Source organism: Amycolatopsis sp. NPDC114478 (assembly GCF_055633805.1).
The window spans coordinates 14,493-35,600 of record NZ_JBVKDO010000020.1 but is presented as its reverse complement, the minus strand read 5'-3'; the positions used below and the strand labels follow the sequence as shown (position 1 = coordinate 35,600).

The window sequence follows — 21,108 nt, the reverse complement described above, 5'->3', positions numbered from 1 at the left end:
TCCCGTGGCTCAGCGCGCGGGCGCGGTCATGTCGGCGTCGAAGCGGTAGTAGCAGACCGCGCGGTGCTTGCCGTGGGCCCAGGTGTCCGACGTCGGCGTCATGACCTGGACGCGGGCGCCGGGCAGCTGCTTCGCGTCGGCCTCGCACCGGGCCAGCGACCGGTGGTAGACGTCGACGATGTCGGGCATCGGGCCGTCCTCCAGCGCGACGACTTCGAACGCCTCGCCGGTGTGCGCCTCGGTGCACGACCGCTGCACGACGTCGGTGTTGCCCGAAGCCGGTGGCGACCAGAAGCAGTCGCCGGCGGCGAGGTCGAGCCCGTGCGCCACGCCCTCGGGCAGCCGTTCCCCGGACGCCACCGCGGCCCGCTGCTGCCACCACGTCGTCCCGGTGGCGAGCTGGTACCCGAGGAACCCCATCCACCCGGCGAAGGCGACCAGGCCGCAGATCACCAGGACCAGGCCGCGCTGGTGCTGCTTGCGGATCCGGACGATCGCGACGACGGCGAACACCGGCGCGAGCCACCCGCCGAGCAGGCCCGAAACGAGCGTCGCGATGGCGTAGCGGCTGACCGGCTGGTTGCGCAGTTCCTCCCGCATCAGCTCGTCGAAGAGCTCAGGATCGTGCGATGGCGCGGACATGGTTCCCCCTCGTGCGGCTGCCCGGGGAACTCTAGCCCGCGCCTTCCGGCGGGGTGGAACGGTTTTCACCGTCAGCGACTTACCGACTTCGGTAGGTTCCGGAAAATTCCCGCGCAACTTACGTTGGGCGGGTCGTCCCGTTCGGGACTGATCATCCGGATCACCTGGCCGAAGGGCATTTTCATGCGAATGTCGAGGGCTGTTGCCGCGGTGGGTGCCGCCGCCGCGGCGCTGAGCTTGGTCTCAGCGGGGGTTGCGGACGCCCAGCAGGACATCATCGGCGGGAGCACCGTCTCCTCCGCGCCGTGGGGCGCCCAGATCTACTGGAACAACGTCACCACCTACGGCGGGTTCGAGTGCTCGGGGACGATCATCGCCCCGCAGTGGGTGCTCACCGCGCAGCACTGCCTGAACTCGCCGGGCATGCACGTCAAGGTCGGCAACGTTACGCTCCAGCAGGGCACGAACGCCAACGTCGACCAGCAGAAGGCCTCGCCCAACGGCGACATCGCCCTGCTGCACCTGACGACCGCGGTGAACACGACCTTCATGAAGCTCGGCACCGGGAACCCGCCGACCGGCTCGACCAACCAGATCTACGGCTGGGGCCGCACCCAGGGCACCAGCCCGCCGTCGAGCACCCTCAAGACCGCCAACGTGCGCGTGACCGGCACCAGCACGGACGCGTTCGGCGGCACGGCCATCGCCAGCCAGGGCGTCAACGGCTCGGCGTGGCACGGCGACTCGGGCGGGCCGGAGCTCTCCAACGGCGTCCAGGTCGGGGTGTGCTCGACGGGCAACAACTCCGGGTCGAACCCGCAGGGCACGCAGAACTACGCGAGCATCGCGTCGAGCCGCAGCTGGATCCGCACCACGGCCGGCGTCTGACCCACCCGTGCCGGCCTCCCCGCCCGGGAGGCCGGCACGCGGCATACTCGCCGCCATGGAGTTCCGCACGCAGGTCCTGCCCGGCGGCAAGACGGCGACCGGGCTGCCGGTGCCCGACGCCGTCGTCGAGGCGCTCGGCGCCGGCCAGAAGCCCGCGGTCACCGTGACGCTCGGCGGGCACAGCTACCGCACGACCGCGGGCGACGAGGTCGACGTCGAGCTCGCGCCGGACCACCGCCCCGCGCGAGCTGGAGATCCCCGCGGACCTGAGGAAAGCGCTTGCCGCCGACGACACCGCGCGCGCCCGGTTCGAAAGCCTGTCCTACAGCGCGAAGCAGTCGGCCGAGACCCGGCAGCGGCGCGTCGCCAAGGTGATCACCGACCTGCGCGCCGGCACGTGACGGACGCGGCCACGGTCCTGCGCGTCCTCGACGCCGTGCGCCCGGCCGGGGTGTGGCTGGCGGGCGGCTGGGGCATCGACGCGCTCCTCGGCCACCGGACGCGCGACCACCGCGACCTCGACCTGCTCCACCGCTCGGACCACGAAGACGCCGTCCTGGAAGCACTGGCCGCCCTCGGCTACCGCGAGACGCTCGACCTGCGCCCGGTCCGGTTCGTCCTCTCCGACGGCGCGGGCGAACTCGACCTCCACCCGCTGGTCTTCGCCGAAGACGGTTCCGCGGTCCAAGCCGCCGACGACCACGGCGGGACCTTCCGCTACCCCGCGGACTGCTTCGTCACCGGGCGCGTCCTCGGCGTCCCGGTGCCGTGCATTTCGGTGGCCCAGCAGGTCCTCTTCCACCAGGGCTACGAGCCGCGGCCGCACGACCTCGCGGACATGCGCCACCTCCGCGAGGCCTTCGGCGTCGAAACCCACTTCTAGTCCACAATGGACCTTCGCAACGCGGCTTTGTCCGGTTTCCCCGACGGGGCGACGGGAACCGCGCCCACGAAGCTGAACCGCGCCGGCACCGCCGCCTCCCCCAGCTCCGCCGCCACTGCCTTGCCGACCGCGTCGAGGTCCGGCTCGCGGCCGGGGACCGGCACCACGAACGCGTGCGCCGCCTCGCCCGTCACCGGGTCCGGCACCGCCACGACGTACGCCTGGTCGACGTCCGGGTGCGCGGCGATCGCCCGCTCGATCGGGCCGGTGTAGTGGATGACCGCGTTCACGATCACGACGTCACGGGCGCGCCCGGACAGGTGCAGGTACCCGGCTTCGTCCACGAACCCGAGGTCCTGGGTGCGCACCCAGCCGTCGCGCAGCACCTCCGCCGTCGTCGCGGGATCGCGCCAGTACCCGGCGAACGCCGAGGGCGTGCGCACCCAGATCTCGCCGTCGCGGCTCTCGACCTCCACCGTGTCGCAGGCCTTGCCGACCGACCCGAGGCCCTCGCCGGCCGGGCAGATCGTCAGCATCCCGGTCTCGGTCTGGCCGTACGCGTGGTGCATCGCGGGCCCGATCCGATCGGCCGCTTCGGCGAGCTGGTGCGGCGGCACCGGCGACCCCGCCACGACCAGCACCCGCAGCGAGCTCAGGTCGACGTCCTCTTCGCGCAGCACCTCGAGCACCTGGTGCAGGCGCGGCACGGTCATCAGCGCCGCGGTGATCCGCAGCCGCGGCAGCACCCACGGGAAGTCCGGCAGCTCCTCCGGCACCACCGCCGTCCCGCCGGCGAGCAGGCACACCCCCAGCTGTTCGAGCATCACCGCGCTGCTGAGCGTGCCGAACAGCAGGTACCGGCCGAACCCGGCGCCGAGCCGTTCGTGGGCCGAGCCGGGCACCGGCGGCCGCCACACCCGGCCCTCGGTCAGCGCGCGGTAGTCGTAGGCGACGCCCTTCGGCACGCCGGTGCTGCCGCTGGTGAACACGACCGTCGCGACGTCTTCCGGGCGCCCCTGCGGCACCGGTTCTTCGTACGCGGCGAGCAGTTCGGGCCCGACGCGCAGGATCGGCACGCCGGCGACGGTGCCCAGCAGCTCCGGCGACTCGGACGCGGCGTCCACGACCAGCGCGTCGACGTCGCCGACGACGTGCCGCAGCTGCGGCACCGGCAGGCCGGGCCGGACCCCGACGACCCGGCAGCCCAGCACGTGCGCGGCGACGATCGCGGCGAACCCCTCCGGCGTGACGGCGGTGGCGATGCCGACGCCGTCCCCCGGCCCGAGCCCGGCCGCCCGCAGGCCCGCGGCGAACCGGCCGACCAGCTCCCGCAGCTCGCCGCGCGACGTGACGCGCGAGCCGTGTTCGAACGCGGGAACGTCCGGGGCGCGCCCCAGCTCGTCCAGCAGTGCCTGCGGGTGGACCATCTCGACCGCCTTTCGCCCGGGGCGTCCCGGTCTACCGGGCGGATCTCAGAATTTCGGCAGAAGGCCGCAGGACCACGGCCGCGGCGCACGTACGTCAGCAGCCAGGCCGGCGTCAGCGCGCAGGCGCCGACCGAAATCGAGAACTCGAGCGGCTTGGGCCGGACCGGGACGTTGACGAGCGTGCGATCATCGACGAACAGCCCCAGCGGCGAATCCGAGCACCACCAGCGGATTTCCCTTGTCTGCCATGGCATACAGCCTGTGCGGGACCACCCCTGCGGGCACTGGAGCACGCCCCCGTCCGGGGGTGCGGCGATCCCCACCGGCCCCCTGTGGGTAATAGTGCCGTCACCGCGACCGGCAGTTGTGCCGTTTGACCACACAGGCCTCTTTTCTAGCGTGACTTTCACACCGCGCGGACCACCGCGCCAGGGGAATTCGCTTCAGGAAGGAGGTGGCCCGTCGATGTCCAGTCCGGGATTCCAGGCAGATTCCGCTGCCATGACGCGCGCCGTCCAGGGTTTCGAGGAAACCGCGACGAACGCCAAGTCCACGATGGCCAGCTTGGAGTCCGAGCTGACCGAGGCCCTGCGCAACTACAAGGGTGACCAGGCCGTGGCGTTCTGGGACCTCCAGCGCCGGCTCCAGGAGAAGATGACCGTGGCGGTGAAGGAGCTCGACACCATGTCGCAGCTCGTCCACACCAGCCACCAGAACTACGGCCGCGGCGACGCCGACGTCCACCAGAGCTTCCAGGGGGTCGGCAACTCCCTCGAGGGCTCGGGCGTGATCCCCCGCCTCAACCCCTGACCCGAGAGGACGCCCACCATGGCCGACGTCGTCGAAATCAACTTCGCCGCGCTGCAGCACAGCTCGGCATCCCTGGCCGCCAAGGCCAAGGCGCTCACGTCGCAGCTGGAGCAGCTGCACCAGAACCTGCAGCCGATCACCGCGACTTGGTACGCCTCCGGCAGCTCCGCCGGTGACGCGGCCCGCCAGTCGGAGACCCGGCTGCGCCAGGCCACCGCGGACATCGTCGCCATCATCGCCCAGTTCGGCGGCAAGGTCGGCGAGGCCCACGACCTCCAGCAGTCGCTGGAGAACCGCAACCAGGGACTGTTCGCGGGCTGATCCGCGCCCAGACGTCGGTCGGCCGGTGCGGGAAACCCCCCGCTCGCACCGGTCGACCGGCTTTCCCCATGTCCGCCGCGCGCCCAGAGAGCCGGGACCGATGCCAGACCAGTCGTACTACGTCCACCTGGAATCGCTGAAGGACTTCGTGCGGGAGCTGGAGACCCAGATCCACGCGATGTCGAAACCGAACGACTTCCTGCTCACCCTCGGCCAGGAGCCGCTGCTGTTCGGCGAGTTCGGCGAGGCCGGGTCACTGGCCGACGCCCACCGCGCCGCGGTGTCGGAGATGCAGGGCCTGCTCGACCAGGTCCGCAGCGCGATCGGGTTCGCCCAGGACGTCACCACCACGGTCGCCGACGGCTACCAGAACGCCGACCAGGCGGTGGCCGGGGACCTCCACCACTCGGGCGCGGTCACGAACCTGCTCGACCCCGTGCTGGGCCTGCTGGGCCTCGGTGACTCGGACGGGAGCCGCAAGGGATGACGAAGCACAACACCGCGCACACGAACTTCGCCGCGTACAGCCACCAGCAGCTCTACGCGATGCTCCAGGCCGGCGACCCGAACAGCGCGCGGCACGCCGCCGACAAGTGGAAGTCCGCCGCGCTGCACCTGCACGAGCAGGCCCACAACCTCAACTCGGAGCTCACCGAGTTCAAGGACCAGTGGACCGGCGGCGCGGCCGACCAGTACCAGCACATGATCGTCGACCTCGCGAACGGCATCTCCAAGGTGGCGCAGACCGCCGAGGCGATGAACGTGATGCTCGACGACGCCGCCGACGCGCTGGTGAAGGCCAAGAAGGAGATGCCGCCGCCCGTGCCGGTGCCGGACGTCTCCCCCGCCGACGTCGCGCTCGCGGTCAACCCGCCACTGCTGCCGCCGGACTCCTCCCCCGCCGTCGTCCAGGCCGCGGCGCAGCAGCGCCAGCAGGCCATCGCGAACGTCGAGGCGCAGCAGTCCGCCGCCGGCGCCGCGGGCAACGCGCACGGCAAGGCGATCGCCGTGATGACCGAACTGGCCGGTGAGTACACCGTGGCCGAGGACTCGATCCCGGCGTCGCCGAACGCCGTGCAGACGCCCACCGCGCCGCCCGCCGGCGGTGGCGCGGGCGGGGCGGGTGCGCCCGGCCTGGTCGGCAACGGCGTCACCGATCCGGGCGTCGTCGTCACCCCGACCGGCGGGCACCCGCTGCCCTCGACCGGCACGCCGCAGCAGCCGGGGACGACGACCGTGCCGACGTCGAACCCGCTGTTCGGCGACATGTTCACCGCCGGGCTCGCCGCGGCCTCGGCCGCCGCGTTCGGCCGGTTCGGCTCGATCATGCCGAAGGTGCCGTCGTGGGCGTCGGGCAAGGACCCCAAGGACAACAAGGAAGAAGCGCCCGGCACGAAGCTCGGCGGCGGCGGTGCGGGCGTCGAGGGCGGCGCCGGCGGCGGCATCCCGATCGGCGGCGGTGACGCGCCTTCGCTGGGTGGCGCCGGCGGCATCCCCGGCGGCGCCGCCATCGGCGGCGGTGGCGACGGCCCGGCGGCGCACTCCGGCCTGGCCGGCGACGGCGGCGCGGGCAACGCGCTCAGCGGCCTCGCGGGCGGCGCGGCCGGAGCCGTGGGCGCGGCGGCGGCCAAGAGCGCGATGCCGATGATGCCCATGATGCCGATGGGCATGGGCGGGGGCGGCGACATGGGCTCCGGTCGCCGGATCCCGGCGTGGCTGGTGGAGACGGAGAACGTCTGGGGCCAGTCGGCCCCGGTCGCGCCGCCGGTCATCGGCGAAGAGCCCGAAGCGTACTGATCACCCGACGAAACGGAGGCGGGCCGTGACGGCTGCCGGCTATCGCGTCGCCCCGGCCCGCCTCGACACCGTGGCCGGCGAGTTCGGTTCCCGCGCCGATTCCCTGGCTACGGCGCAACGGGCGGTCGCGGGCGAGAAGGTGCCCGCGACCGCGTTCGGCCAGGTCAGCGAGTCCGCGGCCGCGGCCAAGACGTTCGAGAAGACCATGACGGAGCTGGGTTCCGAGCTCGAGTCGAGCGTGTCCCGGCTCCGGACGCTCCAAAATGGACTGACCGCGTCTGCGGCGGGCTACCGCCGCACCGACGCGCAGATCGCCGCGATGTACCGGGCGCTCCTGCCCGAAGACCCCCTCCCGAAGGCCGGGAACCCCGCGGGCATCGGCGGTTCGGCCGACACCGGCGCGTGGGCGCAGGCGATCGAGCAGAACCGCGCGAAGGTCGCCGACGCGCTGACCGCCGAACGTTCCCGGCTCGCGTCGCTCACCGACGCCGATGAGATCAAGCGGTCGCAGGCGCGGATTTCGCTGTACGAAGACATCCTCGCGAACAACCGGCAGATCCTGAAGTTCGACCCGGCGGGCAACGGCCGGATCGCCGAGCTGGTCGGGCACATCGAGCCGGGGACGCGGAACGTCGGGTTGTTCGTCCCGGGCGTCAACACGCAGATGTCCAACTTCGACGCCTACGCCGGCCTCGGGCGCAGCCTGGTGGCCGCGGACCCGACCGGCCGCACGGCGATGGTCGTCTGGGCCGACGGCGTGTTCCCGCAGAACCCGGTGGTCCAGGGCCCGGACGCGAGCTACGCGCAGGCGATGGCGCCGGACCTCAAGCACTTCACCGACGACCTGCGCGGCGAGATCGCGAGCCACGCGGGCTCCGACGTCACGCTGACGGCGATCGGGCACAGCTACGGCGGCGCGACGGTCGGGCTGGCCGAGACGCAGGGCTTGGACGTCGACCGCGTGCTGCACGTCGAGTCGGCGGGCATGGGCCACGGCGTGTGGTCGCCGGCGGACCTGCCGGCGAGCCAGGCGGGCGTCCAGCGGTACTCGATGACGGCGCCGCTCGACCCGATCGAGGTCGCTCAGGGCAACGCGTGGGGCCTGGAGTGGACCGGCATCGGCCACGGCGCGGACCCGGACACGTTCCCGGGCGTCACGGAGCTGGAGACCGGGCGGTCCGCCGACGGTTCGCAGTTGTGGGGCTTGTCTTCGCACAGCGACGTGCTGAAGCCGGGTTCGGAGTCGTGGACGAACATCTACCGGGTGATCACGGCCGGGCCGGTGTCCCCGGACGGGACGTTCCAGCCGGATGGCATCCTCGAGCACGGCGTGGAGTTCTTGAACGACGGAGGTGTGCTGCGATGAGACCTCCGGAACTGGACCGCTTGGCGGGCGAGCTGACGGACGTGATCGACAGCGTCGCGGAGGCGTTCGGCACTTCGGCGGACCGAACGGTGAACGGCGAGCTGGACTGCGACCCGACCCAGCCGGGCAACCTCCTGTGCTGGCAGTACGGCGTGCGCCTGGAGCACGCGGGCGAGCCGGAAAGGCGGCTGGCGGAGGTGGTCCTGCCGACCCTGGAGCAGCGCGGGTGGCAGGCGCATGACCGGAGCACACCGCGAGAGCTGATCGCGCGGTTCAGCCGGGACGGGGCGGATTTCACGGTGCACGTGGCTCGGGCGAGCCACGCGGTGGCGATCATCGGTTCGACCCGCCCGGTCCCGGCAGCCTGACGCGACTCCCGGGGCCGCCGGCTCCCTTGCACAAGCTCGCTACGGCCCTGACAGCCGCAAGATCCGGCCTGTCGCACCGCCACCGCAGCCAGCCCCGCGGCCGCCGCCAAAGCGACTCCGCCACCGCCGCCCGCCCCGCGGCCGCCGCCAGCGCGCTACGGCGTGAACCGCGACGCGCGCCAGTTCCGCTTCCGGCCCCGCCGGACCGCCGCCACCGTCACCCCGGCCGCCGCGGCCAAAGCCACTCCCGCCAGCGCGATCGTCCCCGCCGGCACGTCCGCGCGGTGCTCGGCCGGGGCCGCCGCCGGGATCACCGCCGGCTCCGCGGCCGCCGGCACCACCGAGCCCGGGGCCGCGATGTCCGCCGGCAGCGTCGAAGACACCGCCGCGTACGCGTCCAGCACTCCCCAGCCCAGCCTGGGATCGTGGCCGCCGGAGGCCGGGCGGTGGGCCGTCAGCTCGAGCCGCGTCACGACCTGGTCGCCGGTCAGCTTCGGGTGGTACGCCCGGACCAGCGCCGCGACGCCGGCGACGTACGCCGCCGCCAGGCCCGGGTCGGTCACCGGCCAGCGGTGCGCCACCGCGCCGCCCGCCCCGGCCGACGTGCTCACCAGCTCCGCCCCCGGCGCGGCGACGCCGACGTAGTCACCCGCCTCCGTCTGCACCGGCTCGCCCGCGGGGTTCACCGAGCCGACCGACAGCACGCCGGACGTCGCCGTCGGGTACGACCGCGCGCCCTGCTGCGTCGCCGACGCCGCCGAAACCACCACGGCGCCGGAAGAACGCGCCCGCGCGACGGCGCCGGACAACGCCGGGCTGTCGAACGCCGCGGGCACCGCGACCAGGATGACGCCCGCGTGCCTGTCCAGCGCCGTGTCGATCGCGCCGGCCAGCGCTCCCGGGTCGCCGCCGTCGCGCGAAGCACCGTCGGTGTAGCGGATCGGCAGCAGGTGCGCGCCGGGGGCGACGCCGGCGAACGTCGTCGACGAGTCCGGCTGCGCGCCGACGATCCCGGCCGCGATCGTCCCGCGGCCGTCGCAGTCCGTGCGCTCGGTGCCGTTGCCGCCTTCGAGCTGGCCGGGCGCGAACTGCGAGTTCTGCCCGTCGACACCGGTGCCCACGACGGCCACCAGCTGCCCCTCGCCCCGCGTCAACGGCCAGAGCCGCGCCGGGTCGACCAGCCGCTGCCCCCACGGGACGTCGCCGGTGTAGGTGCCGGACGGGTTCGCGCACTGCGCTCCGGGCGCCGCGACGGCGAACGCGGGCGAGCCGAGCGTCACCAGGCCCGCGACCGCCAGAACCGCCGGTATCCGCACCCGATCCCCCCGCAACGAAAGACGGTGGCGGAAAAGAACTTCCGCCACCGCCAGCTTACCCGGGAAGCGCCCGTCAGCGAAGGTCCATGCCCAGATCCAACGCGGGTGAGGAGTGGGTCAACCCGCCCACCGACAGATAGTCCACACCGGACTCGGCGTAGGCCCTACCACGGTCGAGGGTGAGCCCACCAGAGGATTCCAGCCGCGTCTTCGGCGAAACCTCGTCGCGGCGCGCCACCGCACGCCGGCACTCTTCCGGCGTGAAGTTGTCCAGCAGCACCTCGTCCGCCCCGGCGGCCAACGCCTCCTCCAGCTGCGCAAGCGTGTCGACCTCCACCTCGCACGCCAGTTCCGGCGCGTGCGCGCGTGCCGCTTCCAGCGCCGCGGTCACCGAACCCGCGGCGACGACGTGGTTGTCCTTGATCAGCACCGCGTCGCCCAGCCCGAGCCGGTGGTTCACCCCGCCGCCGCACCGGACGGCGTACTTCTGCAGCAGCCGCAGCCCCGGCAAGGTCTTGCGGGAGTCGCGGATCGCGCAGCCGGTACCGTCCACTTCGGACACCCACGCGGCGGTCGCGGTGGCGACGCCGGAGAGGTGGCACAGGAGGTTCAACGCCGTGCGCTCGGCCGTCAGCAGTCCGCGCACCGGGCCGCGCAGCACCAGCGCGGGCTCGCCCGCGACCAGCCGCTCGCCGTCCTCGCGCCCGGCCAAGACCTCATAACCGTCGCCCAGCACCATGTCGAACACCGCCAGCGCCACCGGCAGCCCGGCGACGACGCCGTTCACGCGCGGGGTCAACTCGGCCACCGCGACCGCGGAGGCGGACACCGTGGACTCCGTGGTCGCGTCGGGCCCGTACCGCAGGTCCTCGCCGAGGGCCGTGGAAACCACCCGCGTCACGTCGTCGACGTCGAGGCCGGACGCGGCGATCAGCTTGCGGGCCGGTTCGGAGATCGGGAACGTCATGCCACGCCCTCCAAGGGGATCGGGTCGGCCAGCACGGGCTGGCCGGACGGGCTGAGCCGGATGAGCTGGCTGCGGCGCCAGTGCTCGTCGAGCGCCGGGAAGTCGGACCGCACGTGGCAGCCGCGCGACTCGGTGCGCCGGACGGCCGCGGCGAGCAACGCCTGCGCCACCACCGTCAACGCCGCGTCTTCGACCGCCGCGTGCGTCCACAACGGACTGTCCTGGGCCGACAGGTCGAGCACGGAACCCGCCGCGGCGAGCCCGTCGGCGTCGCGGCCGATCGCCGCGTACCGGCTCATCACGCGCTGCAGCGAATCACGCGACGCGGCCGGCGCGGTGGTCCACGACGGCAGCCGCCCGCGCGCCGGGTCGGCCAGCAGCCCGGCGGCGAGGTCCGCCGCGACGGCCTCCGCGACGCGCTGCCCGACGACCAGGCCTTCGAGCAAGCTGTTGGAGGCCAACCGGTTCGCGCCGTGCAGCCCGGTCCGCGCGACCTCGCCCGCGGCGTACAGCCCCGGCACCGACGAGCGGCCGTCCACAGTGGTCACGACGCCGCCGCACGAGAAGTGCGCCGCCGGGGTCACCGGGATCGGGTCCGACGCGGGGTCGAGGCCCAGCTTCGCGCATGCCGCCGACACCGTCGGGAACCGCGCCGCGAACCCCGGGACGCCGGTCGCGTCGAGGAAGACGTGGTCGTCGACGCCGCCCGGCGCGGTCGCCATCCGGCGCGTGATCGCCGCGGCGACGACGTCGCGGGGCGCCAGGTCGCCGAGCGGGTGCACGCCCGCCATGACCGGCACGCCGGCGGCGTCGACCAGCGTCGCGCCCTCGCCGCGCACGGCCTCGGTGACCAACGGGCAGCGTCCCCGCGCGCCCGGGGTGTAGAGGACGGTCGGGTGGAACTGGACGAACTCGATGTCCGCGACGGCCGCCCCGGCCCGCAGCGCGAGCGCGAGGCCGTCGCCGGTGGCGATCTCCGGGTTCGACGTCGCCTGGTAGAGCTGCCCGATGCCGCCGCTCGCCAGCAGCACAGCGGACGCGCGGACCACACCGGGCACGCCGTTGCGGTCGAGCACCGTGACCCCGGCGACGCGGCCGCCCGGCGTGCGTAGCGCGTCGACGGCGATGTGGTGCTCCAGCACCGGCACCCGCGCCTGCCCGGCCTGCGCGACCAGGGCGCGTTCGACCTCGGCGCCGGTGGCGTCGCCGCCCGCGTGGATGACGCGGAACGCGCTGTGCCCGCCTTCGCGGGTCCGCGCGAGCAGGCCACCCCCCGCCGAGTCGAACTTCGCGCCGTCCGCCCGCAGCCGGGCGACGGCCGCCGGGCCGCCGTCGAGGATCGACCGGGCGGCCACCTCGTCGACCAGCCCGGCGCCCGCGGTGAAGGTGTCCTCCGCGTGCTTCGCGACCGAGTCGTCGAGGTCGTGCTCGTCTTCCAGGACGACGGCGACGCCGCCCTGGGCCCAGCGCGTGTTGCCGTCCTCGACCGCCGCCTTGGTGATCACCAGGACGTGCAGCCCGAGCGTCTGCGCCCGCAGCGCCGCGGTCAGCCCCGCGACGCCGCTGCCGACCACTACGAGGTCCGCGCGGGCTTCCCAGACCGGGGTTTTCGCCTGTGAATCATTAACCGGCGGGGTCATTCTCCGCCGCCAGGCTGCCCGATCTCGATCATCCGCTGCACCGACGCACGCGCTTTCGAAGCCGTTTCGAGGTCGACGTGGACCTCGTCGAGGCCGTCGCGCAGGCAGCGCAGCAGGGCCGCCGGGGTGATCATCTTCATGTACCGGCAGGACGCCCGGTCGTTCACGGCGCGGAAGTCGATGCCCGGCGCGGCCTTGCGGAGCTGGTGGATCATGCCGATCTCGGTGGCCACCAGGACCGACTTGGCCTTCGTGTCGCGGGCCTCGTGGACCATGTCGCCGGTCGAGAGGATCTTGACCCGCTCCGGCGCCACGGCACCCTCGCCGGCCAGGTAGAGCGCCGACGTCGCGCAGCCGCACTCGGGGTGGATGAACAGGTCGGCGTCCGGGTTCTCGGCCGCGCGTTCGGCCAGCTCGGCGCCGTTGATGCCGGCGTGGACGTGGCACTCCCCCGCCCAGATGTGCATGTTCTCCCGGCCGGTCACGCGCTTGACGTGCGCGCCGAGGAACTGGTCCGGCAGGAAGAGGACTTCCTGGTCAGCGGGGATGGAAGCGACGACGTCGACCGCGTTCGAGGACGTGCAGCAGATGTCGGTTTCGGCCTTCACCTCGGCCGTGGTGTTGACGTAGGAGACGACCACCGCGCCCGGGTGCTCGGCCTTCCAGGCGCGCAGCTCGGCGCCGGAAATGGAGTCGGCGAGCGAGCAGCCGGCCCGCGCGTCCGGGATCAGGACGGTCTTCTCCGGGGAGAGGATCTTCGCGGTCTCGGCCATGAAGTGCACGCCGCAGAAGACGATGGTGGACGCGTCACTGCTCGCCGCGATGCGGCTGAGCGCGAGGGAGTCGCCGGTGTGGTCGGCGATGTCCTGGATCTCCGGGACCTGGTAGTTGTGCGCGAGCAGCACCGCGTCGCGCTGTTTCGCCAGGCGCCGCACCTCCTCGGCCCAGGCCGCGTTCGCCTCCACGCCGCCGTAGGGGGTGAGGTCTTGTTCGAGCGTCGAAGTCATGCTGGCCCTCCTGGACCCTTCTCCGGTTTTCGCCTTATAATCGAAAACCGTGCGAAGTCATCTTAACACCCAGGCCCCCCTGGCCCACGAGGTTTTGGGAGCGGTCCTCCAAGTGCGCTCGGACACACTGCGGGTGCTGCTGTGGCGCCGCGCGCTCGACCCGCACCTCGGCCGCTGGTCGCTGCCGGGTGGCCGGCTGCGGCCCGACGAGGACGTCGAGACGTCGGTCCGGCGCCAGCTCAAGGAGAAGGTCGACGTCCGGCAGCTGAAGCACGTCGAGCAGCTCGCGGTGTTCAGCGACCCGCACCGGGTGCCCGGCCCGCGCGTGGTGGCGACGGCGTTCCTGGCCTTGGTGCCGTCCGACGTCGACCCGGAGGTGCCCGAGGACACCGAGTGGCACGACGTCGCGAAGCTGCCGCGCACGGCGTTCGACCACGAGGCGATCGTGCTGCGCGCCCGCGACCGGCTGCGCTCGAAGCTCTCCTACACCAACCTCGGGTTCGCGCTGGCGCCCGACCAGTTCACGATTTCGGCGTTGCGCGGGCTGTATTCGGCAGCGCTGGGCTACCGCGTCTCGGCGACGAACCTGCAGCGCGTGCTCTCCCGGCGCGGCTTGCTCGTTCCCACTGGTCACACGGCGCCACCGGGCCGCGCGGGCGGGCGTCCCGCGGCCCTGTTCTCCTTCGCAGGCAAAGGCATGCAGATCACGGATCCGTTCGCGGTGTTCAAGCCGCCGAACCGGTGACCATCCTGCGGCGGAGGCGTTCTCCCCTTACCGTGGAGCCGTGACCGAGCCGGAATCGGAAAGCGACGCGACGACGACCTTGCTGCCGTTGTTCCCGTTGCAGACCGTTCTGCTCCCGGGGACCAAGCTGCCGCTGCACATCTTCGAGCCGCGGTACCGCCAGCTGACGGCGGACCTCGTCAGCGGCACGGTGCCGGGGCGCGAGTTCGGCGTGGTGGCCCTGCGGTCGTCGCTGACCCGCGAGGTACGTGGTCTGGACCAGCTGTTCGAGATCGGCTGCAGCACGGTGCTGCGCGAGGCTAAACGCCTGCCGGACGGCCGGTTCGACGTCGTGACGCAGGCCCAGCGCCGCTTCCGCCTGACCGACCTCGACTGCGTGTCGGCGCCCTACCTGATCGCCTCGGTGGAGTGGGTCGACGACGACCCGGTGTCCCCGTCCGGCGACATGGCCGAACGCCTGGCGGTGGTCGCCCGCACGGCGCACCGGCGGTACTGCGAAACGGCGTGGCGCAGCGACGACTGGCACACCCCGGACGCGGACACGGAGCTGGCCGAGCTGGCCTACCAGCTGGCGGCGGACTGCCTGCTGCCCCTGGAGGACCGCCAGCGGCTGCTGGAGGAACGCCACCCCCTGCGCCGGCTGCGCATCGCGTGCCGCCTGCTGACGCGGGAGGCGGGGTTCCTGGACACCCTCGGCGCGGTGCCGCTGCCGCCGGGCGAGCTCACCGATCTCAGCCGCCCGGCCAGCCTGAACTGACTCAGTCCGCGGACCCGTTGCCGTTGCCGTTGCCGAACTTGGTCCACACCTTGCCCGCGGCGTCCGAAACCGCCTCGCCGACGTCGCTGAACGCCTTGGTCAGCGGGTCCGTGGACGAGTTCCACGACTCCTTGTACGACTTGGCGGCCGACTTCAGGTCGTCCTTCCAGTCGGACGTCGGCGTGTCGTCGTCGCGGCGCGGGTAGTCGCCCGCCAGGATCGCGCGGTACTCCTCCGACGCCGCCCACTTCTGCAGCTGGGCCGCGCGGACCACCGCAAAGGGGTGCGACTCCGTCTCGACGAACTTGAGCTTGAGGAAGCTGTCGCGGACGTCCTCGACCGACTCGTACTCGGTCGCCTGCTGCAGGAACGACGGGATGTCGATGCGGGCCGGGTCGATGCCGCCCGCGATCTGGATCTGGGCGCGCAGCGCCGCCGTCGGGTCCTGGCCGCAGAGCAGGCCGGCGCGGTCGCACGACAGCTCGGCCTTGCGGAACCACTCGCGCAGCGCCGCGATGACCGCCCGGATGCCGAGCGCGCTCACCGGCGTCCACGACAGCGACATCTGCAGCATGATCAGGCGCACCATGATCGTGCGGTAGACCGCGTGGCCGGACAGCACGTGGCCCATCTCGTGCCCGAGCACGAACCGCAGCGACTCGTGGCTCATCAGCTCGACGAGCCCGGTGCTGACCCGGATGAACGGCTCGTCCATGCCGACCGCCTCCGCGGTGACGCGCGGGTCCTGGTGGACGAACACGTTCGGCACCGACGGCAGGTCGAGCGTCTCGGCGCACTCGTGGCGCAGGCGGTCGAGCTCCGGGTACTGCTTCGGCCCGACGCGGATCGACGAGGCCAGCGCCATCAGCCGCTCGCCGCGCTCGTTGTAGAAGCCCGAAATGGCCTTGACGACCTGCGCGAACCCGGGCACGGCGCGCAGCGTGGCGAGCGCGCCGCGGTCCACGGGGTGCTCGTAGGCGCGCGGGCTGATGCCCGGGAAGCGGACGGCGTGGTGGCGCGAAACTTCGATGTCTTCGGTCACTGCTGGAATCCCCCTGTGGTCGAGGGGGCACAGCTTAGGGGAAAACGCTCACCTGGTGGGAAGCATTCAGCCGAGGCGGCGGCCGAGGTCGTCGCGGCCGTTCCAGGTGACGAGCAGGCCGTAGGCGATGGTCACCCCGAGCGGGCCGGTGAGCAGCACCCACCACGATTCGAGGCGGGGCGCGAGCTCGATCACCGAGCCGAGCGCGGGCGCGCTGGCGATGGCGTAGTGGCTGTTCGCCCAGCCGACGCCGAGCAGCATGGCCAGCGCGCTCGCGAGGGCGACCCCGAGCACGGCGGCGAGGAAGACGACCGGCCCGCGGCGTTCGCGCAGCAGCCAGACGACGACGCCGACGACGATCCCCAGCCCGAGCGTCATGAGCCCGAAGACGGCGAGGTCGTCGAAGCGGTGCCAACTCTCCAGTTCGAGGGCGGCCTGGGTGCCGTCGGCGGAGACGATGCGGACGCGCTCCGGCGGCGCGAGGCGGGACCAGGCGAAGGCGAGCGGGAAGCTCAGCAGGCTGAGGGTGCCGAGCACGCTCACGGCGGGCAGCAGGTCGGCTTTGACGACGACGCGCGGCCGCCGCTCGCGGACCAGCACGGGCACCGACCACGGACCGGCCACGGCCGACGGCCGGTGCGCGGGCCCCGACGACTCACTCACCCGGACTCCCTCCTGCTGCGTGCGACTGAGGGTAACCGGTCGGTGCTCGGACGCGGTGAGCCGCCGGTCGTGTCGCCCGGGCCGGGAGCCGGCGAGCGCCGCCCGCGGGTCAGCCGCTCGCCGTCTCGCCGTGGCGGCTGCAGCGGGCCGTCCAGCCGAGCGGGCTCACCTGGACCACCAGCCGCCGGGCGCAGACCGTGCAGTACCGCGGCGGCTCGAGCGCCGTCCGGGGGTTGTGGCACGCCGGGTGGTCCGCCCCGCCCGGCGACTCCTGTCCACAATGGACACAGAAGGCAGCGTCAGAGGCTGTCACTGAGCGCCTTGATGGGCATCTTGAGCTCGTCCAGCATCTCCAGGTCCGCACTGGCCGGGCGGCCCAGGTTCGTCAGGTAGTTGCCGACGATGATCGCGTTGATGCCGCCGAGCATGCCCTGCTCCGCGCCGAGGTCGCCGAGCGTCAGCTCACGGCCGCCGGCGAAGCGCAGCATCGTGCGCGGCATCGCGAGGCGGAACGCCGCGACCGTCCGCAGCGCGTCCTTGCCCTCGACGATTTCGTAGTGCTCGTACGGCGTTCCCGGCTGCGGGATGAGGAAGTTCATCGGCACCTCGTGCGGGTTGAGCTCGGCCAGCTGCACCGCGAACTCCGCGCGCTGCTCGACCGTCTCCCCCATGCCGATGATGCCGCCGCAGCAGACCTCCATGCCCGCCTCGGCGACCATCCGCAGCGTGTCCCAGCGCTCTTCCCACGTGTGCGTCGTGACGACCGACGGGAAGTGCGAGCGCGCCGTCTCGAGGTTGTGGTTGTAGCGGTGCACGCCCATCTCGACGAGCTCGTCGACCTGCTCCTGGGTGAGCATGCCGAGCGAGCAGGCGATCTGGATGTCGTTGCCGTCCTCGCGGATGGCCTTCACGCCTTCGCGGACCTGCGAGAGCAGCCGCTGGTCCGGACCGCGGACGGCGGCGACGATGCAGAACTCCGTCGCGCCGGTCTCGGCGGTCTGCCGGGCGGCCTTGACCAGGTTCGGGATGTCGAGCCACGCCGAGCGCACCGGCGTCGGGAAGCGGCCGGACTGCGAGCAGAAGTGGCAGTCCTCCGGGCAGCCGCCGGTCTTCAGGCTGATGATGCCCTCGACCTCGACCTCGGGCCCGCACCAGCGCATCCGGACGTCGTGCGCGAGCGCGAGCAGGTCGGGCAGCCGGTCGTCGGGCAGCCGCAGCACCTCGAGGACTTCGGCTTCGCCCAGGCCGACGCCGTTTTCGAGGACTTGCTCGCGCGCGTAGGCGAGAACATCGGTGTCCGGGACTGCGGTCACGGCGGCTCCTTGGTCGTGGTGGAAGCGTCCCTCATCGTGCACGAAGGCACGCCGGGACGACAGCGACGCAGGTCACTTCCCGGCGGAAGCGCATCCTGCGAACAGCTCGGGGTCGAACTCGCCGCCGAACCACGGCGAGAGCCCGGCTCGCGCGGCGGACAGGAACTCCTCGGGCGAGGCGTCCCCGAGCCCGGCGGGCAGCGCGCCGAGCAGGGGCGCCCCGGCGGCGACGGGCAGGTCTTCGAGGTTCGACAGCGCGGCGAGGTCCGGTTCGGCGGGCCACGACCCGATGATGACGCCGGCGACGGTCAGGCCCCGCTTGGTGGCGACCTCGGCGGTGAGCGCGGTGGCGTTGAGCGTGCCGAGCCCTGCCTCGGCGACGATGATCACGAGCGACCCGAGCGACCAGGCGACGTCGGCGAGGCTGGAGCCGGCCTTGTCGAAACGCACCAGCAGGCCACCAGCCCCTTCGATGAGGGTGAGGTCGTGCTCGGTGTCGAGGTCGGACGCGGCCCGCGCGATCTCCCCGGGATCGAGGGAGGGAAGGCCACTGCGCCGCGCGGCGGCTTCGGGCGAGAGGGGGTCGGGGTAGCGCCGCAGCTCCCGGGTGGTGACGTCCCGGCCCGCGAGCCGCCGGACATCGGCGAGATCCCCGGGCTCATCGGGCCCGACACCGGTCTGCGCGGGTTTCAGGACGGCGACGCGCTGCCCACCGGCCACCGCCAGGGCGGCGATGGCCGCCGTGGTGATCGTCTTGCCGACCCCGGTCCCGGTCCCCGTCATCACCAGCATGGTCACGGACCATCAACTTAGTGACCCGGGAGGGGAGTGCGCACCGCGGGCACCGGATGCCCAGGTCGAAGCGGGGTTCGGAGATGCAGGTGGTGCTCGGCTCCGCGGTGCGAGGACGGGTGACGAATCTCCGACCGGGAGCTGCGGGCCGGGCCACCCGGGCCCGGCCCGCCCACCTCAAGCCCCCGGCACCACCGCCGCCGCGCCGGCTGGCCGGAACGTCCGCTCCGCCGCGTCGAACAAGTACACCTGCGCCGTCCCGACCGCGAAGTACATCCCCGTCAGCTGGACCTTCCCCGCCGCCTCGGCGGCCGCCACCGATGGGTACTCCCGCAGGTGCTCCAGCTGCTGCAGCACGTTGTGCAACGCCAGCCGATCGCCCTCGCGCTCCGGGACCCCGCCGTCCAGCGTGGCCGAGCCCGTCCGGTGCGCGCTCGGCTCCGCGTGGCGCAACCACACCGACAACGGGCCTGGTGGCGGACCCTCGGCCAGCGCCGCCATCGCGCCGCAGCCCGAATGGCCGCACACCACGATCTCCTCGACCCCCAGCACCCCGACCGCGTACTCGATCGACGCGTTCATCGACGGGTCCGCCTGCCCCGGCGGCACCAGGTTGCCGATGTTGCGGATCGTGAACAGGTCGCCCGGGCCGCTGGTCGTGATCAGGTTCGGCACGATCCGGGAGTCGCCGCAGGTGATGAACAGCGTGCGGGGGCGCTGGCCGTCCGCGAGGCCGGACAGCGTGTCGCGCAGCAGCGGGGCCGCGCGGCGGTGGAACTCCGTCGCGCCGCGGCGGGTCTGCTGGGCCGGGATCCCTTCCACCGCTTGCCATTCCGACCACGGCGCGAGCCAGCGCGGCACCGCCCGGCTCGCGGCCAGCCGGGACCGCGTCGGCCGCCCGGCCTTGCCCTCGCCGAACCACGGGTGGCCGACCTCGTCGACGTCGACCGTGCCGCCGGCCCGCTCGTGCGCCTGCTGCCAGGTGTGCAGGCTCTCGAACGCGGCGTGGTCGAGGTAGTCGACGACCAGCTCCAGCCGCACCGGCACCCCGGCCGGGATGCCGCCGAGGATTTTCGACAACCGTGGGACCGACAGGAAAGTCAGGACGCCTTCGACGACCACGCGCCGGGCGTCCCCCTCGTGCTCGACGTGGATGCCCGACCACAACGTCCGGCGCAGCATCAGCACCAGCGAGAGCCCGATCCCGGCGAGCACGCCGGTGAGCAGGTCGAACACCACAACGCCGCCGAGGGTGAGCAGGTAGACGGGCAGGTCGCCGTGGGCGAGGACGGTCCGCAGGTGCCCGGGGTTGACCAGCTTCGCGCCGACGTGCACGAGCAATCCGGCCAGCGCGGCCAACGGAATGCTCTGGATCAGCCCGGCGAGCAGGACGACGAACAGCAGCACCCAGACGCCGTGCAGCACCGCCGACACCCGGCTCGTCGCGCCGGCCGCCACGTTGGTGGAGCTGCGGACGATGACGCCGGTGACCGGCAGCCCGCCCAGCGCGCCGGAGACCATGTTGGCCGCGCCCTGGCCGACGAGCTCGCGGTCCAGGTTGGTGCGCGGGCCGGTGTGCAGGCGGTCGACCGCGACCGCCGAGAGCAGGCTTTCCACGCTGGCGATCAGGGCGATGGTGACGACGGCGAGGGCGAACCCGCCCCAGCCGCCGTCCGGCAGCTGCGGGACGAGGTGGACGTTCAGCAGGTCACCGGGCAGTTCGACGCGCGGCAGCGTCATCCCGGTGACGATGGACAGGACAGTCGCGACGGCGATCGCCGTCAAGGGGCCGGGGACGCGTTGGACGGCCTTCGGCAGCCGCGGCCAGACGAGCAGGATCGCGATGGTGAGCAGGCCGACCAGCGCGGCCGAGTCGTGGTGGGCGATGATCTGGCCGGGCAGCTCGGCGATGTTTTCGAGCGCGGAGCTCTGGGCCTTTCCGCCGAGGATGACGTGCAGCTGGCCGAGCACGATCGTGACGCCGATGCCGGCCAGCATGCCGTGCACGATGGCCGGCGAGATGGCCAGCGCGGCGCGCGCGATGCGGCTCAGCCCCAACAGGATCTGGAGCGCCCCGGCGGCGACCGTGATCGCGCAGGTGACGACCCAGCCGAACGTCTGGATGGTTTCGGCCATGACGACGGTCAGACCGGCGGCTGGGCCGCTCACCTGGAGCGCGGAGCCGCCGAGCGCGCCGGCGACGATGCCGCCGACGACGGCGGCGACGAGCCCGGCGGCGACCGGCGCGCCCGAAGCGAGGGCGATGCCGAGGGACAGGGGTACTGCGACGAGGAAGACGACCAGTGAGGCCGGCAGGTCGTGGCGGAGCACGGCGAGGGGTCTCATGATCACCATGCAACCGGA

The 21,108-nt window shown here is 72.8% G+C and carries 22 protein-coding genes; 10 read left to right on the top strand and 12 right to left on the bottom strand.

Annotation, left to right across the window (positions count from 1 at the left end; translation table 11 throughout):
- Positions 1–9: 9 nt before the first annotated feature.
- Positions 10–642, bottom strand: a complete 633-nt coding sequence (locus ACZ7OH_RS39785; RefSeq protein WP_470285631.1) for a DUF4190 domain-containing protein — start codon at positions 640–642, stop codon at positions 10–12.
- A gap of 183 nt (positions 643–825) precedes the next feature.
- Here ACZ7OH_RS39785 and ACZ7OH_RS39780 point away from each other — a divergent pair, with 183 nt between their 5' ends.
- Positions 826–1,530: a S1 family peptidase gene (locus tag ACZ7OH_RS39780; RefSeq protein WP_470285630.1), complete on the top strand. Its 705-nt coding sequence runs from the start codon at positions 826–828 to the stop codon at positions 1,528–1,530.
- Positions 1,531–1,585: 55 nt separating this feature from the next.
- Positions 1,586–2,413 carry a nucleotidyltransferase domain-containing protein gene (locus ACZ7OH_RS39775; protein WP_470285629.1) on the top strand — a complete coding sequence of 276 codons (828 nt, stop codon included), beginning with the start codon at positions 1,586–1,588 and terminating at the stop codon, positions 2,411–2,413.
- Here ACZ7OH_RS39775 and ACZ7OH_RS39770 read toward each other — a convergent pair.
- Positions 2,410–3,840 carry a class I adenylate-forming enzyme family protein gene (locus ACZ7OH_RS39770; RefSeq protein ID WP_470285628.1) on the bottom strand — a complete coding sequence of 477 codons (1,431 nt, stop codon included), beginning with the start codon at positions 3,838–3,840 and terminating at the stop codon, positions 2,410–2,412. The genes ACZ7OH_RS39775 and ACZ7OH_RS39770 overlap by 4 nt on opposite strands.
- A 465-nt stretch (positions 3,841–4,305) precedes the next feature.
- Between ACZ7OH_RS39770 and ACZ7OH_RS39765 the strand changes: the two genes are divergently transcribed.
- From ACZ7OH_RS39765 to ACZ7OH_RS39740, 6 genes are all read left to right on the top strand, one after another.
- Positions 4,306–4,650 (top strand): WXG100 family type VII secretion target, encoded by a 345-nt coding sequence (locus ACZ7OH_RS39765; RefSeq protein WP_086856673.1) that lies wholly within the window; start codon positions 4,306–4,308, stop codon positions 4,648–4,650.
- A gap of 18 nt (positions 4,651–4,668) precedes the next feature.
- A complete protein-coding gene (locus ACZ7OH_RS39760; protein WP_020644701.1) occupies positions 4,669–4,971 on the top strand; it encodes a hypothetical protein in 303 nt (100 codons plus the stop codon).
- Positions 4,972–5,071: 100 nt separating this feature from the next.
- Positions 5,072–5,458, top strand: a complete 387-nt coding sequence (locus tag ACZ7OH_RS39755) for a hypothetical protein (protein ID WP_086678248.1) — start codon at positions 5,072–5,074, stop codon at positions 5,456–5,458.
- The gene (locus ACZ7OH_RS39750; protein WP_470285627.1) at positions 5,455–6,768 is read left to right on the top strand and encodes a WXG100 family type VII secretion target; all 1,314 of its coding nucleotides are present in this window, start codon (positions 5,455–5,457) and stop codon (positions 6,766–6,768) included. The genes ACZ7OH_RS39755 and ACZ7OH_RS39750 overlap by 4 nt, the downstream gene beginning before the upstream one ends.
- A 25-nt stretch (positions 6,769–6,793) precedes the next feature.
- Positions 6,794–8,134: an alpha/beta hydrolase gene (locus ACZ7OH_RS39745; RefSeq protein ID WP_470285626.1), complete on the top strand. Its 1,341-nt coding sequence runs from the start codon at positions 6,794–6,796 to the stop codon at positions 8,132–8,134.
- Positions 8,131–8,502 (top strand): hypothetical protein, encoded by a 372-nt coding sequence (locus ACZ7OH_RS39740; protein ID WP_470285625.1) that lies wholly within the window; start codon positions 8,131–8,133, stop codon positions 8,500–8,502. Before ACZ7OH_RS39745 ends, ACZ7OH_RS39740 begins: the two co-directional genes overlap by 4 nt.
- 155 nt (positions 8,503–8,657) lie before the next feature.
- On the opposite strand, the gene ACZ7OH_RS39735 is transcribed toward ACZ7OH_RS39740, so the two are convergent.
- The 4 genes from ACZ7OH_RS39735 to nadA form a co-directional block, all read right to left on the bottom strand.
- The gene (locus ACZ7OH_RS39735; RefSeq protein ID WP_470285624.1) at positions 8,658–9,818 is read right to left on the bottom strand and encodes a S8 family serine peptidase; all 1,161 of its coding nucleotides are present in this window, start codon (positions 9,816–9,818) and stop codon (positions 8,658–8,660) included.
- A gap of 73 nt (positions 9,819–9,891) precedes the next feature.
- A complete protein-coding gene (gene nadC, locus ACZ7OH_RS39730) occupies positions 9,892–10,785 on the bottom strand; it encodes a carboxylating nicotinate-nucleotide diphosphorylase (RefSeq protein WP_470285623.1) in 894 nt (297 codons plus the stop codon).
- Positions 10,782–12,425: an L-aspartate oxidase gene (locus ACZ7OH_RS39725; RefSeq protein WP_470285622.1), complete on the bottom strand. Its 1,644-nt coding sequence runs from the start codon at positions 12,423–12,425 to the stop codon at positions 10,782–10,784. The genes nadC and ACZ7OH_RS39725 overlap by 4 nt, the downstream gene beginning before the upstream one ends.
- Positions 12,422–13,432 carry a quinolinate synthase NadA gene (nadA, locus tag ACZ7OH_RS39720; RefSeq protein ID WP_400888850.1) on the bottom strand — a complete coding sequence of 337 codons (1,011 nt, stop codon included), beginning with the start codon at positions 13,430–13,432 and terminating at the stop codon, positions 12,422–12,424. The genes ACZ7OH_RS39725 and nadA overlap by 4 nt, the downstream gene beginning before the upstream one ends.
- A gap of 112 nt (positions 13,433–13,544) precedes the next feature.
- Here nadA and ACZ7OH_RS39715 point away from each other — a divergent pair, with 112 nt between their 5' ends.
- Both ACZ7OH_RS39715 and ACZ7OH_RS39710 read left to right on the top strand, forming a co-directional pair.
- Positions 13,545–14,177, top strand: a complete 633-nt coding sequence (locus ACZ7OH_RS39715; RefSeq protein ID WP_372668903.1) for an NUDIX hydrolase — start codon at positions 13,545–13,547, stop codon at positions 14,175–14,177.
- Positions 14,178–14,217: 40 nt separating this feature from the next.
- Positions 14,218–14,934: an LON peptidase substrate-binding domain-containing protein gene (locus ACZ7OH_RS39710; RefSeq protein WP_470285621.1), complete on the top strand. Its 717-nt coding sequence runs from the start codon at positions 14,218–14,220 to the stop codon at positions 14,932–14,934.
- 1 nt (position 14,935) lies between these two features.
- On the opposite strand, the gene ACZ7OH_RS39705 is transcribed toward ACZ7OH_RS39710, so the two are convergent.
- From ACZ7OH_RS39705 to ACZ7OH_RS39680, 6 genes are all read right to left on the bottom strand, one after another.
- Positions 14,936–15,976, bottom strand: coding sequence for a M48 family metallopeptidase (locus ACZ7OH_RS39705; RefSeq protein WP_470285620.1), 1,041 nt, complete (start codon positions 15,974–15,976; stop codon positions 14,936–14,938).
- Positions 15,977–16,042: 66 nt separating this feature from the next.
- Complete coding sequence (locus ACZ7OH_RS39700) at positions 16,043–16,639, bottom strand: DUF2567 domain-containing protein (protein ID WP_470285619.1); 597 nt, start codon at positions 16,637–16,639, stop codon at positions 16,043–16,045.
- Between the two features lie 109 nt (positions 16,640–16,748).
- Entirely contained in the window at positions 16,749–16,952 is a 204-nt protein-coding gene (gene bsaP / locus ACZ7OH_RS39695; protein ID WP_400888839.1) for a biotin synthase auxiliary protein BsaP, read from the bottom strand.
- The gene (gene bioB / locus ACZ7OH_RS39690; RefSeq protein WP_470285618.1) at positions 16,939–17,952 is read right to left on the bottom strand and encodes a biotin synthase BioB; all 1,014 of its coding nucleotides are present in this window, start codon (positions 17,950–17,952) and stop codon (positions 16,939–16,941) included. Before bioB ends, bsaP begins: the two co-directional genes overlap by 14 nt.
- A 72-nt stretch (positions 17,953–18,024) precedes the next feature.
- On the bottom strand, positions 18,025–18,750 hold the full coding sequence (gene bioD, locus ACZ7OH_RS39685) for a dethiobiotin synthase (protein WP_470285617.1): 726 nt from the start codon (positions 18,748–18,750) through the stop codon (positions 18,025–18,027).
- Positions 18,751–18,921: 171 nt separating this feature from the next.
- On the bottom strand, positions 18,922–21,099 hold the full coding sequence (locus ACZ7OH_RS39680; protein ID WP_470285616.1) for a SulP family inorganic anion transporter: 2,178 nt from the start codon (positions 21,097–21,099) through the stop codon (positions 18,922–18,924).
- Between the last annotated feature and the right edge of the window lie 9 nt (positions 21,100–21,108).

Excerpts from the sequence above, each read along its gene's own strand:
- ACZ7OH_RS39760 (WP_020644701.1), top strand. The coding sequence starts at position 4,669 with ATGGCCGACGTCGTCGAAATCAACTTCGCCGCGCTGCAGCACAGCTCG.
- nadA (WP_400888850.1), bottom strand. The coding sequence starts at position 13,432 with ATGACTTCGACGCTCGAACAAGACCTCACCCCCTACGGCGGCGTGGAG.
- ACZ7OH_RS39770 (WP_470285628.1), bottom strand. The coding sequence starts at position 3,840 with ATGGTCCACCCGCAGGCACTGCTGGACGAGCTGGGGCGCGCCCCGGAC.
- ACZ7OH_RS39780 (WP_470285630.1), top strand. The coding sequence starts at position 826 with ATGCGAATGTCGAGGGCTGTTGCCGCGGTGGGTGCCGCCGCCGCGGCG.
- ACZ7OH_RS39750 (WP_470285627.1), top strand. The coding sequence starts at position 5,455 with ATGACGAAGCACAACACCGCGCACACGAACTTCGCCGCGTACAGCCAC.
- nadC (WP_470285623.1), bottom strand. The coding sequence starts at position 10,785 with ATGACGTTCCCGATCTCCGAACCGGCCCGCAAGCTGATCGCCGCGTCC.
- ACZ7OH_RS39775 (WP_470285629.1), top strand. The coding sequence starts at position 1,586 with ATGGAGTTCCGCACGCAGGTCCTGCCCGGCGGCAAGACGGCGACCGGG.
- ACZ7OH_RS39755 (WP_086678248.1), top strand. The coding sequence starts at position 5,072 with ATGCCAGACCAGTCGTACTACGTCCACCTGGAATCGCTGAAGGACTTC.
- ACZ7OH_RS39725 (WP_470285622.1), bottom strand. The coding sequence starts at position 12,425 with ATGACCCCGCCGGTTAATGATTCACAGGCGAAAACCCCGGTCTGGGAA.
- ACZ7OH_RS39740 (WP_470285625.1), top strand. The coding sequence starts at position 8,131 with ATGAGACCTCCGGAACTGGACCGCTTGGCGGGCGAGCTGACGGACGTG.
- ACZ7OH_RS39680 (WP_470285616.1), bottom strand. The coding sequence starts at position 21,099 with ATGGTGATCATGAGACCCCTCGCCGTGCTCCGCCACGACCTGCCGGCC.
- ACZ7OH_RS39765 (WP_086856673.1), top strand. The coding sequence starts at position 4,306 with ATGTCCAGTCCGGGATTCCAGGCAGATTCCGCTGCCATGACGCGCGCC.
- ACZ7OH_RS39785 (WP_470285631.1), bottom strand. The coding sequence starts at position 642 with ATGTCCGCGCCATCGCACGATCCTGAGCTCTTCGACGAGCTGATGCGG.